The organism is Flavobacterium olei, assembly GCF_039749035.1.
Classification (GTDB): Bacteria; Bacteroidota; Bacteroidia; order Flavobacteriales; family Flavobacteriaceae; genus Flavobacterium; species Flavobacterium olei.
The window spans coordinates 165,652-183,388 of the sequence record NZ_JBDKWC010000007.1; the positions used below are offsets into that span (position 1 = coordinate 165,652).

At 34.5% G+C, this 17,737-nt stretch carries 14 protein-coding genes; 7 read left to right on the forward strand and 7 right to left on the reverse strand.

Annotated features, from left to right (window positions below; genetic code table 11):
- Positions 1-116: 116 nt before the first annotated feature.
- Positions 117-497, forward strand: coding sequence for a DUF1573 domain-containing protein (locus ABEB31_RS18650; RefSeq protein ID WP_347053170.1), 381 nt, complete (start codon positions 117-119; stop codon positions 495-497).
- 117 nt (positions 498-614) lie between these two features.
- On the opposite strand, the gene ABEB31_RS18655 is transcribed toward ABEB31_RS18650, so the two are convergent.
- The 5 genes from ABEB31_RS18655 to ABEB31_RS18675 all read right to left on the reverse strand — a co-directional run bounded on the left by ABEB31_RS18655 (position 615) and on the right by ABEB31_RS18675 (position 8,351).
- Positions 615-1,091 (reverse strand): hypothetical protein, encoded by a 477-nt coding sequence (locus tag ABEB31_RS18655; protein WP_347053171.1) that lies wholly within the window; start codon positions 1,089-1,091, stop codon positions 615-617.
- A gap of 62 nt (positions 1,092-1,153) precedes the next feature.
- Positions 1,154-3,283 (reverse strand): OmpA family protein, encoded by a 2,130-nt coding sequence (locus ABEB31_RS18660; protein ID WP_347053172.1) that lies wholly within the window; start codon positions 3,281-3,283, stop codon positions 1,154-1,156.
- A 10-nt stretch (positions 3,284-3,293) separates the two neighbouring features.
- Positions 3,294-4,223, reverse strand: a complete 930-nt coding sequence (locus tag ABEB31_RS18665) for a PorP/SprF family type IX secretion system membrane protein (RefSeq protein WP_347053173.1) — start codon at positions 4,221-4,223, stop codon at positions 3,294-3,296.
- Positions 4,224-4,253: 30 nt separating this feature from the next.
- The gene (locus ABEB31_RS18670) at positions 4,254-6,881 is read right to left on the reverse strand and encodes a T9SS type B sorting domain-containing protein (RefSeq protein WP_347053174.1); all 2,628 of its coding nucleotides are present in this window, start codon (positions 6,879-6,881) and stop codon (positions 4,254-4,256) included.
- Positions 6,882-7,022: 141 nt separating this feature from the next.
- Positions 7,023-8,351: a PDZ domain-containing protein gene (locus tag ABEB31_RS18675; RefSeq protein ID WP_347053175.1), complete on the reverse strand. Its 1,329-nt coding sequence runs from the start codon at positions 8,349-8,351 to the stop codon at positions 7,023-7,025.
- A gap of 123 nt (positions 8,352-8,474) precedes the next feature.
- Between ABEB31_RS18675 and ABEB31_RS18680 the strand changes: the two genes are divergently transcribed.
- From ABEB31_RS18680 to lgt, 6 genes are all read left to right on the forward strand, one after another.
- Positions 8,475-9,671, forward strand: coding sequence for a pyridoxal phosphate-dependent aminotransferase (locus ABEB31_RS18680; protein WP_347053176.1), 1,197 nt, complete (start codon positions 8,475-8,477; stop codon positions 9,669-9,671).
- A gap of 202 nt (positions 9,672-9,873) precedes the next feature.
- Positions 9,874-10,545: a GTP cyclohydrolase I FolE gene (gene folE, locus ABEB31_RS18685; RefSeq protein ID WP_347053177.1), complete on the forward strand. Its 672-nt coding sequence runs from the start codon at positions 9,874-9,876 to the stop codon at positions 10,543-10,545.
- Positions 10,546-10,583: 38 nt separating this feature from the next.
- The gene (locus ABEB31_RS18690; RefSeq protein WP_347053178.1) at positions 10,584-10,973 is read left to right on the forward strand and encodes a four helix bundle protein; all 390 of its coding nucleotides are present in this window, start codon (positions 10,584-10,586) and stop codon (positions 10,971-10,973) included.
- Positions 10,974-11,021: 48 nt separating this feature from the next.
- Positions 11,022-12,503, forward strand: coding sequence for a cysteine--tRNA ligase (gene cysS, locus ABEB31_RS18695; protein ID WP_347053179.1), 1,482 nt, complete (start codon positions 11,022-11,024; stop codon positions 12,501-12,503).
- Positions 12,504-12,569: 66 nt separating this feature from the next.
- Positions 12,570-12,818 carry a membrane protein insertion efficiency factor YidD gene (gene yidD, locus ABEB31_RS18700; protein WP_347053180.1) on the forward strand — a complete coding sequence of 83 codons (249 nt, stop codon included), beginning with the start codon at positions 12,570-12,572 and terminating at the stop codon, positions 12,816-12,818.
- A gap of 60 nt (positions 12,819-12,878) precedes the next feature.
- Positions 12,879-13,811, forward strand: a complete 933-nt coding sequence (lgt, locus tag ABEB31_RS18705) for a prolipoprotein diacylglyceryl transferase (RefSeq protein ID WP_347053181.1) — start codon at positions 12,879-12,881, stop codon at positions 13,809-13,811.
- Positions 13,812-13,867: 56 nt separating this feature from the next.
- Here lgt and ABEB31_RS18710 read toward each other — a convergent pair whose 3' ends face one another.
- Both ABEB31_RS18710 and secDF read right to left on the reverse strand, forming a co-directional pair.
- Complete coding sequence (locus tag ABEB31_RS18710; protein WP_347053182.1) at positions 13,868-14,482, reverse strand: acyloxyacyl hydrolase; 615 nt, start codon at positions 14,480-14,482, stop codon at positions 13,868-13,870.
- Positions 14,483-14,560: 78 nt separating this feature from the next.
- Positions 14,561-17,551 (reverse strand): protein translocase subunit SecDF, encoded by a 2,991-nt coding sequence (gene secDF / locus ABEB31_RS18715; protein ID WP_347053183.1) that lies wholly within the window; start codon positions 17,549-17,551, stop codon positions 14,561-14,563.
- Positions 17,552-17,737 lie beyond the last annotated feature (186 nt).

The window sequence follows — 17,737 nt, forward strand, 5'->3', positions numbered from 1 at the left end:
AAATATTATAATGTACAGCAAAAGTAAATAATTAAGTACACTATAAAAAGCGAATTAATAATTTGTGTGTTAATTAAAAGAATGTATATTTACTTACAATTAAAAACTAATTTCATATGAAAAATGCAGCCTCTTTTATTGCAGTCTTATTGTTTAGTGCAATAGGTTATGCACAAAATGGCCCAAAAATTGAATTTGCAGCCCCGGACAATACAATTGATTATGGAAAAATTTCTAAAAGCGACAACGGACTGCGTTCTTTCGAATTTACAAACACTGGAGATGCTCCTTTATTGATTACAGGTGCAGAATCTACCGTAAGTTCGATCATTGTAACAAAACCTTCGGCGGCGATTCAGCCGGGCAAAAAAGGAAAAATCGATGTTAAATACAACATGGCCGCAGGACCTATTCGTAAAACTATTACTGTCGAAACCAATGCAGTAAATTATCCTGACGGAAGAGTAGCCTTAAAAATTAAAGGTGAAGTGCAATAAGAATTATCAAATTTAAATTATAAAAAAGCCGTTTCTTTAATTAGAAACGGCTTTTGTTTTTAGTCCTTAGTTATTAGTTTCTGTTCTTAACAATAAAGTTCTTACTACTAAAACTAATTACTTACATTCGGTTTTGTCAAATTTATATTTTACAGTTTCAAAATCAATTGGTTTGTCTTTTACCAAATAAGTTACACCCATTGTAGTCTGCATTTCACCATTTCCTAAAATCAGTTGGTTATTGCGTTTTAAAAGTGCCATCGGATTTTTGAATTTTGTATTCTTATTCTTCTCGTCACTAAAAGTATAATCTACAAATAAGGTATCTCCATGAAATTCTCCCTTTACTTCGCCGGTTCTAACTGTTGTCGGGGCCACTTTCATAATCATATCTCCGGCTACAGTTCCGTTTTTTAAAGTATTCAGTTTCAAATCTACAGTATCCTTTTCGTAAATGGCTTTGTAACATGTAGTGCTTACTACTTTTTCAGCTTCAACTTTGGCTGCAAGCGCTTCTTTTTGTTTCTCTTCATTTTTACAGCTCTGCAATCCAACAAAGGATAAAAGCAGGCAGGACAAGGTTAGATTTCTCATAATATTTTCTATTTTGTTGATATTATAAAGTTAAAGAAAAAAGATTTTCTTTCTTACTATCTCTATAAATTTTTAATCACAAATTCAGATCTTCTGTTCAATTCGTGTTCCTCTTCAGAACAGGATTCGTCGGTTTTACATTTTAGAATAGGAACCGATTCCCCATATCCTTTTGCTGTAACACGTTTAGCATCTACGCCAGATTGTATAATAAATTCACGGGTTGAGTTGGCTCTTTTCTGGGAAAGATCTTCATTAAATTTTGCATTTCCTCTTGTATCGGTATGCGAGCCAATTTCGATTTTCATTTCAGGATATTTCTTCAGCAGTTCTACTACTCTTCCTAAAACAACTTTCGATTCTTTTCGGATGTACCACATATTGTAATCAAAATAAATCGGATCTGTTTTAATGATCAACCTGTCTTTGTCTTTTACAACATCTTTTTCCTTTGCTAAAATTTCTTTTACTTTTTCGTTCTTTTTAATCTCAGCGGCAACAATTGCTTCTTCTTTAGCTTTTTTCTCTTTCTGTTTTAATTCTATTGCTGCCAAAGCTTCTTTTTTCCTGTTTTCTTCTTCCAGGATTATTTCCTGTTTTCGCTTATTTTCGGCAATCTGTTTTTCTTCCTGTCTGATAACTTCCAGAGATTTCAACGCTAAAGAAGCATCATTTACTTTGTCTCTTGTTTTGTCCAGAGTCAGTGTTTTTGATGCATTGGTATAATTTTCCTTGAAAGCACTAACTTTATAGGAAGCTTCACAAGGAACAGTAAAACTAAATTTTCCGTCGGCGGAAGTTGTGCTAGTATGTAAGGTTTTATTGTCTGAATCCTGTAACAAAACTGTAGCATTTTCCAAAGGCAGTTTGGTATCAATGTCTGAAATAACTCCGGCAATAAATTGTTTACAATCTTCTACAATCAAATCTTTTATTTCTTTAAACTGATAGATATCATCGCTTCCCTTTCCTCCTTCTCTGTTCGACGCAAAAAAGCCTTCTTTGGTATCAGAATCAATATTAAAAGAAAAATCATCTAAATTGGAGTTTAACGGAAGTCCGACATTTACCGGTTTTGAATATTCATTCCCATTAATTTCCGAGACAAAAACATCCAGGGATCCGTAACCCAAATGCCCGTCAGAAGAAAAATAAAGTTTATTATCTGCAGAAGCAAAAGGAAATTGCTCTCTTTTACTGGTATTAATTTGCGAACCTAAATTTTTCGGAATATCAAATGCCCCTTTATTAATATTTACCGAATAAATATCAAAAGAGCCCAATGATCCCGGCATGTCCGAAGCAAAATAAAGCACTTTTTCATCTGCGCTTAAAGCAGGATGTTCTACCGAATAATTTGGACTATTGAACGGAAGTGATATAACATTACTCCATTTTCCTTCTACTAATTCTGCTTTAAAAATCTGAAGATTAGAAATTTTCTTTTCATCTCTTTTCTTCTTTCCGTTTTTCGAATTATTTCTGGTGAAGTACATCGTTTTGCCGTCTTTTGTAAAGACAGCATTCGATTCGTGCATTCCGGTTTTTAATTCCTTCGCAAAATACTGAACAACCGAATCTGCTGAATTGCTGTTTTTCAGCGGAAGCGTAACCAGATTCAAATAAGTTTCGTTGTCCCATTTGTATTTTTTATCAAATAGACCCGGCTTAAGCTTTACTCCGGCAAATACCAGATTATCTTTGTATTTAACGGCACCAAATTCAGAATTAGGGGTATTTACCGCTAAGTTTTTTATCTCAAAACGTTTACCAATTGCGGTCACATTTTCCAGAGTTTTAACGTCTCTTTCGAAATTTGCAATATCTTCTGAGTTGGAAGATTTAGCGTAATATTCTTTTAAATTCGCATTGGCTTCATCATTACTATTTGTCGCTTTTAATGTCTGAGCGTATCTGAAATAATATTCCCGGTCTAAATTATTGCTGTAACTGGAAATCAAAAGGCGATAATATCTTTGTGCTTTTACTAAATCATTGGTATAAAAATAAGCATCTGCCAGATTTTTTATTACTTCCTGCGTAGGTTTTTCGTCTGCTAATTTTTGATATAAAATAATAGCTTCGCTGTAATATGTTTTATCAAAAAAACGTTTGGCTCTTGCTGTTTCCTGATCTTGTGCGTTTATAAACTGTATTGAAAATACGAATACAATAACGAGTAGTTTTTTCATATTTTTCATTTTAAAAGAATCTTGGCGATTTATCAAATCCTTTTCCTAATAAGTCCAAATCGAACAACAGCATAATTTCGTGTGTTCCCGAATTAAACTGCCCCAGATTGTTTAATGTATAATCGTAGGCATAACCTACACGAAGCGTTGGTGTTACATTAATATTTGCCAAAAAACTGACGGCATCTTCTATTCTGTAAGCAACTCCTAATTCGAATTTTTCATTATATAAAACGTTTGCCGTTACATCTAACGTTATCGGCGCGCCGGGAACAAATTTTGACATAAAAGCAGGTTTTAATTTTAATCTGTCATTGACCTGAAAAACATAACCAGCCGTCAAAAAGGTATGAATCTTCTCTGAGCCAAAAGTATTTACTCCTGATTTTTCTTCGATATGTTTGGAACTCAATAAATTTGGCGCCGAAATTCCGACATATAAGTTATCCCGAAAATAATAGGCTCCAACTCCAACATTTGGTCTTGTAACATTTACATTTTCTGCGAAAGCAGCATCAGTTTGTGGATCTGTAAAACGGAAACCGTTAAAATTGGTTTGTATTGTCGAAAAACCTCCTTTAATTCCGAGAGAAAGCTTGTTCTTTCCTCCTAATTTTAAGACATACGCGAAATCTGCATAGAAGTTGGTTTCTTTTTTTGCCCCATCTCCAATATCATCAGAAACAAGAGAAATTCCGGTTTCTATTTGATCATTTATTGCGGTATGTCCGAAAAAGGTAAATGTTTTTGGAGCACCAACTGCACCAACCCATTGTGTTCTGTACAATCCTCCAAAATTCATCATGGCCGGAACTCCTGTTGCATACGCCGGATTTACCACACTCATATTATACATATAATGTGTATATTCTGGATCCTGCTGCGACATTGCCGGAATTATATAAAGAAGAAAAGTTATTAAAAGTATATTTTTTTTCATTTTGAAAATTATATTAAAATGTAAAGGGATTTATCGATTTAAATAAAGACGGCCTTGTTTTGGCGGCTTATTGTCTTTATTGAAATGCAATACGTAAAAATAAACTCCGTTAGGTGCAATCCCGCCGGCGATCCCGCTCTTTTCGTAGTTCTTACCATCCCAGGCCGGTTTATTTTTATCGCCTTTGTACATTCCATTTCCGTATCTGTTATAAATTTCAAGTGTATAATCCGGGTACAAAAATTCGATATCTTTTATTACGAAGGAATCGTTTACACCATCATCATTTGGAGAAAATCCGTCGGGAATAAAAAAATCATATTCAGCTACATCACAATCCTGCAATGACACTGTAACTTCTGTATAATTTTCTGAAAGACATCTTGTAGTGTCATCTAAATTGTATCCGTAATAGGTAACATGATGAACCAGTAAAGTATTAGAAGGTAACAAATTTCCATTTGCAGCATCATACCAGGAAACAGTTGATGAAACATTGGTTTTATTGGATAAATCACTAATTGTCGGATTGGCTAATCCGCAGAAATCTGCCGTATCAGTCATTTCCGGTGCCGGAGTATTATGAACCATTACCGAAATTTTTGTTGGTTCTGAAGTACAGCCTTCCGCAGAAGTAAATCTCACATAATAATCTTCTGTCTTTAGAACATAGGTTTCTGCAAGAGGCGTGGTTGCTGTCGCAGAATTATACCATTTGTATGGTGCGCCGTTTGGAAGTAAATTGACAATCGTTGCTTCATCGACTTTACAAAATTCCAGATTTCCTGCAACGGGAGCTGCCGGAATTGGATTTATCATAAAATCATCTGATAGATTTAATGTATTTGTACAACCCGTAACATTATTTACAAGACTGCCCGCCGTTAATGTAGTTAAACCAGAATTTTGAAGTAATCCGGATGGAATTGGAAAACTGGCATTTCCGTTTACTACCGCTAAATCAACAGTTTGTAATACCGAAGTGTTGCTGTTTGAAAGGGTGTATGAAAGTTTGGCCGAAGTAAGATTTCCTAAACCTGAAACATTAGCTGTAAAGGGCTGACCAAAACAATTATCATTTATCGATATTCTTACTGCCGAAACATTCGGTAAAGGATAAATGATGAGATTCCCCGCCAAATTTGCTGAATTACTGCACTGCGGATCGGGATTTGTGATATTAACGATACTATAAATTATGATTACCGACAATCCGCTTTGTGAATTTAAGTTTGCCGGAACCTGAAAAGTGGCTTTACCTCCCACAGCTGTCATAACCGCGGTTTCTGCTACTGCTAAATTATCCCCATTTATATTATAGGTAATTCGATAATCTCCATCCAACAACTGAGGCGCAGTAATCTGAATTAATGCAGCTTCTTTCTGGCAGACAGGACTTGATGTTAACACGGCATTATCCAGACGCGGCAATGGGTAAACCGTTAATAATGTAGAAAATGGACTAAAAATATTGACACAGGAATTTCTGCTTGATGTCGAAACTATTTTTGTAACAGTAATGACTGACTTTCCAACTTGTTGAAAATAATCTGAGCTAATAGGAAAGTTAAGCTGTCCGTTTATAAAGTTTGCGATTACTACTTCAGAACCCGATACTGGTCCGTTAACAGTATACGTTACCTGGTACAGTCCATCAGGAATACTATCCGGACCTTGTGTAATTTGTGCAGAATATTTTGCTGTCGTGATAGCCGACTCGCAAATATCTTTTATCACTACAATTTTGGATCCGGTAAAATCGAGTCTTTTTTCGAGTGTAATTTTTAACTCGGCTGTTTTATCACGACATATATTATTATCAGGAACCGCTAAAACAGAATAGGTAAAAACATACTCTCCCGGACCCGACGTGTCAAACAATTCCTGAAGGTTAACATTATGATCTGAATTTGATGTTAAACCCGGTCCGCTCCATGTTCCTCCACTGTCTTCACCAATAAGACGATCGTATAAATCTAAATCTGTATATCCCGCCAAATCTGTTGTTCCGCATAAAACCAGCGGATTTGGAGTTCCTTCTTTTGGCGCCCTTAGAACGGTAACAAATACGGTTACAGACTCCTCTGCCGCAGAACACTCTAATACTGGCGGAACTGTATAGGTATACTGAAGGGTAGTTTTTTTATCTATGCCTCCAATATCTATGGAAGATCTTACCACCTGACCTGCACTATTTCGCCAGACTCCGTTTGCGTGCGGTCCCATCACATTACTATCAAATGCAGTAAAAAGATTGAATCGAACATCATCGTTACAAACAGTTGCCTGAGAACCAACACCGGGATAAGCACCTATCGTAATTGTCACAACCGATTTATTATCTATACATCCAGGAACGGCCGGAGCCGTGTAGGTATAATGGTATACGCCGCCTTTCGTAATTAATTGCGGATTTAAAATACCGGTAACGGGATCAAGACCTTTCAGATTATTATCATCAGACCATGTTCCTCCCGGCGCCGGTGACCCTCCCAGTAAGGCAAATAAGGATAATGTTTCATTTGCAGGATTTTCAATATCACAAATTATTTTTTGTGCATCGGTGCCGGCGCATTGTGCATGAAGTTTTGAAGGCAAAAAAGAAACACAAATGACAAACAATACAAAATGTAAGAAATTAACGTAATTTTTGGCCATAGATTAAATTTTTGTTAAACATAATAAAATATCTAAGGAAAATTTGAATTTTAACAAACATTTTTTCACAAATCAAAAAAGTCGCAACTGTAACTTAAAGTAGTTGAAGATCTATATAATCTAAAGAGTGGTATAATTTACTTAAAGTTCATCTTCAAGCTTAAACCTAAATTTAAGCACTACACTATTTCTTTCTACTTCCAAATTTATCCACAGATCTTCCTGAGACTTTAAAAGATTATTTATTTCCTGAAGACTGTATTTATAGGGTTGAATTTTATTTAAACTTACAATAATATCTCCTTTACGCAGTCCGCTTTTTTCTGCTGCAGAATTTTTTCTGACGTTCACTATTTCATAAACCGGTTTTAGCGCAAATTTATATTTAAAGTTATTATTATTTTTGTTTCTGTCCTGCAACTCATCAATTGTATTTGCAACTTGTACAGTTTCAAGATGTACTGTTTCCTGCACCCATTGAAGTCCATTATGCTGAATCGTGATTCCGCTTTTATTATAGGTAAATGGCTCAGAGAATTTACTATTTTTCCTTAGATAAAGTTTTTTTTCTTTATTGTCTAAAACTACTGTAAACCTTTTCAGGATTTCTCCTCCAACAGAACCAATACGCCCGGGAACCATTTTAACATTACGGATGGAAACAGAATCCGGAAAAGAAACGATTGGCTTTTTAAAGTCAAATCCTTCAATTGAAAATTTATCAATTTTGGCACGATGGCCTTCAATATCGCCACTAAATCCTTTTCCCAAAAAATCAGGAAAATTTTTATCCGGAAGCTTAATTTTATTGTTTTCAAAAACCCAGAAAGCATCACTATTGCCAATATCGATTAAAAGTTTTGCTTCAATATCCTGATTATTTACAGTAGCCTTTGCTAAAATGTATGGTTTTGAACGTTCGATAGAGATAGGAACCGTTGTAAACTTTTTATCCAGCTTTTCGCGAAATGAATTGCTTTTTTGAGAATGCACGATGATTCTCTTTTTCTGATAATTAATTTCGACCAGATTATTTCTAAAGAATTTATGTCCGATAATTCCGTTAACGGGAATTCCGATGTGTGAAGACAAATTAAAGGTCTGATCTAAAATGATAAAAACCATGTGATCGTTAGACTTCAGACCGTGAGTTTCTAAAATATTTTTGGTTGACTTTAATCCTTCAATTTCTTCCTCACTCCCTAATCCGCGGAGTTTGATTTTCTCCACATTATTAAAACTGACTTCCTGTTTGTCTTCCATGCTGAACAAAATGGTTTCTTCTACACCGGAATCCAATAAAAAATTAAGTTCTACTCCATTTACTTTTATCGGAATAAAAACAAGATTATTAATTAGTTTAAATGGTACTATTGCCTTTGCTGCGTTGTTTTCCAATATAAAATCGTTCTGCGCAAATAGCAAAAAAGGTAAGAATAACCCAAAAAATAATACCATATATTTTTTCATTGACAATATTTTATTATAAAATTAGTAAATATATTTATTATTGTTACATTTTTGGAAGTACCTGTATTGTTTACGTTAAATTCGAAAAAAAAATGCAAATTTGCACTTCAATAATTTATACTCATGCCAACAATTTCACACAAGGGCAGAAACATGCCTGAATCTCCGATACGCAAGCTTGCTCCCTTTGCTGATCTAGCAAAGAAAAAAGGACACAAGGTGTATCATTTAAACATTGGTCAACCGGATATCAAGACACCGGAAGTGGCCATGGAGGCGGTAAAAAATATTGATTTGACTCTTATAGAATACAGTCCGTCTGCCGGATATGAAAGCTATAGAAAAAAATTAGCAGAATTTTACCAGCGCCAAAATGTAAACGTTAATACAGAAGACATCATTGTTACAACTGGTGGTTCTGAAGCCTTACTTTTTGCGCTGGCCACAATTACAGATCCCGGAGACGAAATCATTATTCCGGAGCCTTTTTACGCTAATTACCATGCTTTTGCATCGTCTACAAGCGCAACAGTTGTTCCTCTGGTTTCTACCATTGAAACGGCATTTGCTTTACCTTCTATAGACGAGGTTGAAAAATTAATTACACCAAAAACAAAAGCCATTCTGATTTGCAATCCCGGAAATCCGACTGGTTATTTATATTCGGAAGCCGAAATCAGACAATTAGCGGGATTAATTAAAAAACACGATTTATATTTAATTGCCGATGAGGTATATCGCGAGTTTTTATATGATGGTGACGATGTTCATTTTTCTGTAATGAATTTGGACGATGTCCAACAAAATGTAATCATGGTCGATTCTGTTTCTAAACGTTACAGCATGTGCGGTGCCAGAATTGGCTGTTTAGTTACTAAAAATAAAGAAGTACTGGCCACTGTAATGAAATTTGCGCAGGCACGTCTGAGTCCGCCAACTATAGAACAAATTGCCTGTGAAGCGGCTATTGATACTCCACAAAGCTATTTTGATGAAGTAATTGCAGAATACAAAGAGCGTCGTAATACACTGATTGCCGAACTAAACAAAATTGACGGAGTTATTGTTACCAAGCCAAAAGGTGCTTTTTACTGTATTGCAGAACTTCCTATACAAGACTCAGATGATTTTGCACAATGGCTTTTAGAGAGTTATAATTTAAATGGCGAAACCGTAATGATCGCACCTGCAAAAGGTTTTTACTCAACTCCGGGAATGGGACTTAATCAGGTTCGTATTGCCTATGTGCTGAATAAAAAAGATCTTATCACTGCTGTGAATATTTTAAAAGATGCTCTTCTGGTTTACAACAACAGATAATCAGGTTTTTATATAATATTTTACAAAAGACAATAACTCTTTCGTTATTGTCTTTTGTGTTTTATATCCTGCTATTTAAAATTTAAATTGAATTATAATCAAAAACGATTAATTAAATCCTAAAAACCATAGAAAAGGTTTCCCATTTATTAATTATCTTTACCGCCTTAAAAAGGAATACATATACTAATAGTAGTTTTTAATGATAAACAACGAAGAATTTTTAGACGAAATAGGCGACAACCATATCAGCACCAGCGCAAAAAACCCTCTTAGAGATGATGCTTTTGACTTATCTGATGATGAAAAAATAGAAAAAATTAAAAAAGATGTCGAAAACATTCTACAAACTCTTGGAATGGATTTGACAGATGACAGCATTAAAGGAACTCCAAACAGGGTTGCTAAAATGTTTGTCAAAGAAATCTTTGGCGGTCTTAATCCGGCAAAACAGCCAAAAGCTTCTACATTCGATAATAATTACAAATATGGAGAAATGCTTGTAGAGAAAAACATTACGGTTTATTCTACTTGTGAACACCATTTATTACCTATTATCGGACGCGCTCACGTTGCTTACATTTCCAGCGGAAGAGTAATTGGTCTTTCAAAAATGAACCGTATTGTAGAATATTATGCAAAAAGACCTCAGGTTCAGGAACGTCTTACCATGCAAATCGTTCAGGAGCTGCAAAAAGCTTTAGGAACTGAAGATGTTGCCTGTGTAATTGACGCAAAACACCTTTGCGTAAATTCCCGCGGAATTAAAGATATCGAGAGCAGTACTGTAACGTCTGAATTCGGTGGAAAATTCAAAGATCCGCAAACTAAAAGAGAATTTCTTGACTATATTAAATTAGAAACTCAGTTTTAAAAAAGTTTATTGTTTTTGGTTAATTGTTTATTGTTCTGATGGCAAAAATTGAAAAATTTGAAGATTTGGAAATTTGGAGACTGGCTCGAATTGTGTGTCAACAAGTTGAATATCTTATTCAAAATACAAATCTAAAAAGTAATTACTCTTTAACAAATCAAATTGATAGAAGTTCAGGCTCTGTAATGGATAATATTGCAGAAGGTTTCGAAAGAAATGGTAATCGGGAATTTATCAACTTTTTAAGCATTGCGAAGGGTTCCGCTGGAGAAGTAAAATCACAATCATACAGAGCATTCGATAAAAAATTGATTAGCGAAGAACAACATTTAAAACTAAATGAAACGGTTGAGTTAGTTAAAAATAAAATCGGTTCTATGATGAACTATTTAAACAAGTGTGAAATAAAGGGACTAAAATTTAAATAACTTTACACACAACGCATATCAACAAACAATAAACAACAAACAACAGACATGCCACTATATCAAAATCAACATCTAAAAATATACAATTCACTTTCCGGTGAAAAGGAGAATTTCAAACCAATCCATGAGGGAAATGTTGGAATGTATGTTTGCGGACCTACAGTATATAGTAATGTTCATTTAGGAAACGTCAGAACTTTTATGTCTTTTGATGTAATTTTCAGGTATCTTCTTCATTTGGATTATAAAGTTCGTTACGTACGAAACATCACCGACGTTGGACATATTGTTGATGATGTGGACGAAGGTGAAGATAAAATTGCAAAAAAAGCCCGTTTAGAGCAACTGGAACCAATGGAAGTGGTACAGCGCTATACGGTAGATTTTCATAATATTCTAAAAGCATTTAACTTTTTACCACCAAGTATTGAGCCAACAGCAACCGGACATATTATTGAACAAATCGAAATCATTAAAAAAATTATCGATAAAGGAATTGGTTATGTTGCCAACGGATCAGTATATTTTGATGTCGTAAAATATAACGAAACCAACAATTACGGCATTTTAAGCGGTAGAAATATCGACGATATGCTGGCCAATACGCGTGATCTTGACGGACAATCTGATAAAAGAAATCCACAGGATTTTGCGCTTTGGAAAAAAGCAGAACCAGAGCATATCATGAGATGGCCTTCGCCGTGGAGTGATGGTTTTCCGGGATGGCATCTTGAATGTACTGCTATGAGTACAAAATATCTTGGAAATCATTTTGACATTCACGGAGGTGGAATGGATTTAAAATTCCCTCACCACGAATGCGAAATTGCCCAAAATGAAGCCTGCACGGGACAGTCTCCGGTAAATTACTGGATGCATGCCAATATGCTGACTTTAAACGGGAAGAAAATGGCGAAGTCAACTGGGAATAATATTCTTCCCGGCGAAATTCTTAGTGGAGACAATACGATCTTAAGTAAACCATTTTCTGCTTCGGTTACTCGTTTTTTCATGCTACAGGCACATTACAGAAGTGTTTTAGATTTTTCTGATGATGCGATTGTGGCTGCAGAAAAAGGATACAAAAGATTAATGGAAGCAGTTGATGCTTTACCAAATATTGTTGCCGGAACTTCAAGCTCGATAGACTTTGCAGCATGGAAACAACTGTCTTATGACGCAATGAATGATGATTTTAATACGCCCATTTTAATCGCTCAATTGTTTGAAGCTGTTCGTTATGTCAACTTATTAAAAGATGGCAAGGAAACTATTTCAGCGGATGATTTAACCGATTTCGCAACTGCTGTAAATGCATTTGTATTTGATGTCTTAGGGCTTGTTGATGAGAAATCTGCAGACGGCGATAATGACAAACTGGAAGGTGTTGTACATATGCTTATCGGAATGAGAAATCAGGCCAGAGCAGATAAAAACTTTGCACTTTCAGATCAGATTCGCGATCAGTTAATTGCATTAGGAATACAATTAAAGGACGGAAAAGAAGGAACATCGTTTAGTATTCAATAAAAAACATTTTATTTTTGGGGTGTAACAATTTCCTTTAAATACAACTAATAAAGAACAATTGAAAAGATGCTCTCCAAAATTTTAATATATCCGTTTGTTTTGCTGGTACGCTTTTATCAGACTGCGATTTCGCCGTTTACTCCGGCTTCCTGCAGATTCGAACCTACTTGTTCTACCTATATGATTCAGGCACTGCAAATGCACGGATTATTTTATGGAGGATTTTTGGGCATAAAGCGCATCTTAAGCTGTCATCCGTGGGGAAGAACCGGTTATGATCCCGTACCGGAAAAGAAATGCAATCATAAACATTAACTTTTGAAAAGCAGAGTTTTACATTAAATATTTATTTTTAAAGCTATAAAAAAATTATACATGACACACGCGTTAAATATTGTTTGGAATCCTTCAGAAGGAATTGATTTAGGATTTTTTATGATTCGCTATTACAGCTTAATGTTTGTAATCGCTTTTGGTTTAGGATGGTTCCTGATGAAAAAGATTTTCCAAAGAGAAAACGAATCAATTGAAAAACTCGATTCTTTATTTGTATGGACGGTTCTTGCAACATTAATAGGTGCACGTTTAGGACATGTTTTCTTTTACGATTGGGAATACTTCAGAAATCATTTACTGGAAATTTTCCTGCCATTTAGATTTGAACCTGAATTTCAGTTTACAGGTTTTCAGGGATTAGCAAGTCACGGCGCTGCAATTGCCATTATAATTGCCATGTATTATTACAGTAAAAAGATTTTAAAACGCTCTTTGTTATGGATTTTAGACCGCGTTGTTATTCCGGTTGCAAGCGGGGCTATATTCGTTCGTTTAGGGAACTTCTTTAACTCTGAGATTATCGGTCACGAAACCAATTCAGCTTTCGGAATTCGTTTTCTACACGATAAATTCAGCAAAAGTGAGGCTGTACAAAAAACAGGAATTGCAGATCCAAAAGAAGCTTACAATGCTATTGTATCGGATCCAAGATTTGCAGATGTACTGGCTCAGGTTCCTGCCAAACATCCAACACAATTGTATGAAGCATTCTCTTATATTTTTGTATTTGCTATTTTATTTTTCCTTTACTGGAAAACAGATGCAAGACGCAAATCAGGATTGTTATTTGGTTTATTTTTAGTTTTATTATTTGTAGTACGCTTTATAGTCGAATTTGTAAAAGAAAGCCAGGGAGGAATCGAAGAAGAATTAGGTTTATTTTCAACCGGACAATGGTTAAGTATTCCTTTTATTATAATTGGACTTTTCTTCATCATCAGAGCGCAGAGAAATCCTTTAGCAGAAGCTTAAAAAGACTTTCAATCAAAATAAAAATGCCCAATATTTGAAAATATTGGGCATTTTTTTTATAGTTGATACGAAATACCAAATTCAATATTTTTTGTATTATAACCCGCATTACTACTTCCTAAACCAGCATTAGAAACATGCCTTATACCAGGTCGGATCTCCACTTGAACACGATTTATATTTACAGTAAAACCGACTGCTAAAACATCGGCAAAAGCGAAACCTTCAGACATGCGTTCCGTTTCGGTATCGTTAATCATAGGTCCAATGCTTCCTAAAATATAACAGGAGTAGTTTTTCCCAATTGGTTTCCTAATCAAAAAACCAATATTTAAAACATATTCGCGAACATCTTTCAGTTTTAAATATTCTGTTCTTTTCTGTTCAAAATCCGGAGTTTCCGGTTTTACAAAATACAAGTTCAGCAATTGATGTTTAGCAAAATTAATCTCCGGCTGGATCAAAATTTCATATTGCAGGTTGGTGGTTGCTTTTATTTTGTAGTACAACATAAGCTTGTAGAAATGATTTTCAAACGTATAGTTACGATTATTGAATTCACTTCCAAATCCGTAAGCAAATCCGATTTTGTAATTATCGCTCTTCTTCTGCGCATTAAGCTGTAGTACTAAAGAAAAGAGAAAACTAAGAAAGAGTAGTCTTTTAAACATTTCTGGTTTTTAGAAATACAAACATAAAAAAAAGATCCAGCTTTCACCGGATCTTTCTTTTATTTAAGAACTTAAAAATTAAGCTTTGTTGTGTTTGTCTTCAATTGTATGTTTTTCATCACTTGAAATTGTATCTACTAATACCGGAGTAGCGATAAATAATGAAGAATAAGTACCTACAATAATACCAATTAACATCGCAAAGATAAATCCTCTGATTGATTCTCCACCAAAGATAAACATCGTTAATAATACGATAATCATCATTAATGAAGTATTCAAGGTTCTTGATAATGTTGTATTAATAGAAGCATTTACGATATCTTCGAAGCTACCTTTACGGTTTCCGATGATAAATTCTCTTACCCTGTCAAATACAATTACAGTATCGTTCATAGAATAACCAATTACTGTAAGGATTGCAGCGATAAAGTGCTGGTCCATTTCCATATGGAAAGGCATAAATTTATAGCATAAAGAATAAATTCCTAATACAAAGATAACGTCGTGCGCTACTGCAGCGATAGCTCCTAATGAATATTGCCATTTACGGAAAGAAATCATTAAGTATATAAAGATAACCGCCATAGCACCAAGAACTGCCCAGTAAGAGTTCGTTTTAATATCCTCAGAAATAGAAGCTCCCACTTTAGAAGCCTGCAATACACCTACAGTTTTACCATTATATGAATTGGTAAATTTGTCGTACGTTGTATTTGGGAAGTACTTCTGTAAAGATTTGTATAACTTTTGGTTCACTTCTTCGTCGATAGCTACACCGTCTTCTTTAATTTTATATTTAGTTGTGATTTTCAACTGATCGTCATCACCTAAAATTTTTGCTTCCACAGGTGTACCAAATGCTGTAGACAATTCGTCTGAAACAGTTGTTGCATCTACTGGCTTTTCAAATTTTACCTGGAAAGTTCTTCCTCCCACAAAATCAACACCCTCATCTAAACCGTTTACGAAGAAGATAGAAATTAAACTCACTACAACTACAATAGAAGAGAAGATATAAGTGAATTTTTTGATTTTAATAAAGTCAAAGTGGAAGTTTGTAAACCAGTTTTTAGTAATGTTTGTAGAGAAAGTTAAATCACCTTTTCCGGCAATATTTCTGTCAATAAAAATTCTGGCGATAAAGATTGATGTAAACAATGACGTTACAATACCAATTAACAACGTTAATGCGAAACCTTTAATAGGACCTGTTCCAAAAATGAACAAGATAGCTCCGGTTAAAACGTGAGTAACGTTAGCATCAATAATAGAACGCATTGCACCATGCCATCCGTAAGAAGCTGCAACAGCTTCAGAAAGGGATTTTCCTTCACGCAATTCCTCTTTTGCTCTTTCGTAGATAATAATATTCGCATCTACCGCAGTACCTAATGTTAATACGATACCTGCAATACCAGGCAATGTTAATACAAAACCAAAACTTGCCATAATTCCGAATAAGAACAGTAAGTTTAATAATAATGCAAGGTTAGCATACCAACCTGCTTTACCATAATAGAATACCATCCAAACGCAAACTAATAAGAAACCTAATACAGAAGATATTGTACCTGCATCAATAGCTGCCTGTCCTAAAGAAGGACCAACAACAGTTGACTGGATAATATCTGCAGAAGCCGGTAATTTACCTGCATTTAAAACGTTTGCTAAATCTTTAGTTTCTGCAACATCAAATGAACCTGTAATTTCTGATCTTCCTCCGGCAATAGGACCACTTGTTACACCCGGAGCAGAATAAACGATATCATCTAAAACAATTGCAATGTAGCTTTTTTGAGAAAATGCTCTTCCTGTTAATTCTTCCCAAACTTTAGCACCCTGACTGTTCATCTGCATAGAAACTGCAGGTTTACCCATTTGGTCAAAAGTATCTTTTGCATCAGTAACAACACCACCACTCATTGCAGGGTTATTGTCTCTGTTTCCTTTTAATGCATATAATTCTACAGCTTCAAGATCTGCTGCTGTTTTTACATCTTTTGCTTTTGGATCTTTAATAGTTGTTGGTTTACTCCATACAAATTTTGCATAGTGCTGATCAGCAGCTAGTAAAACTCTAATTTCCGGTCTTTTTAAGTAATCATTTACTGCAGCAGTATCTTTAGGAGCGAAATACCCTAAAACTGGTCCGCCACCCTGAACGATCATTTTGTCGAATAAAGGATTGTTTCCTTTTTTAGTATCAAGAGAATCTTTTGCATCTGTTAATAATGCATTTAATGAATCTTTAGCAACTGCTTTAGTTTCAGTTTTCTTAACTTCAGTTTTCTTCAAAGCTTCGTTTGCAGATACTAAGAAATTTCCAATCTCTTCGATTTTATAAGTTTCCCAAAACTCTAATTGAGCTTTTCCACCTAATAATTTTTTAATCCTGTCAACATCCTTAGCACCTGGAAGTTCTACTAAGATTCTTCCTGTTTCTCCTAATTTTTGGATATTTGGCTGTGTAACACCAAATTTGTCAATACGCTCTCTTAATACTTTAAAAGCACTTTCTACAGACTCATCAACTTTTCTTTTGATAACTTTCTGAACTTGCGCATCAGACATTTGAAAATCTACACCACCTTCTCCCTGAAGACTTCTGTTTGCGAAGATATCCGGAGATGCTAATTTTGTAGTTCCTTTTGAATTTGCTTCAAAAGCTTCAAAAAACTTATTTAAATATGTTTTGTTTCCTTCTAAATTTGCAGATGCATCAGCTAATGATTTATTAAAAACCGGGTTTTTAGAATTGTTAGCCAAACCTTTTAATACATCTTTAATAGAAATCTGAAGAATAACATTGATTCCTCCTTCTAAGTCAAGACCTTTATTAAGTTGTTTGTTTTTCACTTCGTTGTAAGTGAAATCAGTAAAACCAAGATTTAATACTTTTTCTTTACCAATAGAATCTAAATATTTCAGCTCTTTATCAGGATTGTCTCCTGCAAAAGCTTTAGCTTCACTTTTGACGCTATTTGCCACAAAAGTGAATGATAGTTGGTAAATACTTACCAATGCAAATAGAATTGCGAAAAATTTAATAAGTCCTTTATTCTGCATTATTACTAAAAATTAATTATGTTTTGTTTTGTTTTTGTTTTAAAGTCCCATAAAATAAGCCCTGATATGATATTTTAAAACAAAAATATGAGATCACGAATTACCAATTTTTTTTTAAACCGAGCAAATATATAATTAACGAAAATATTAACCAATTAATTTATTAATTAATCTCAAAAAAAAGAC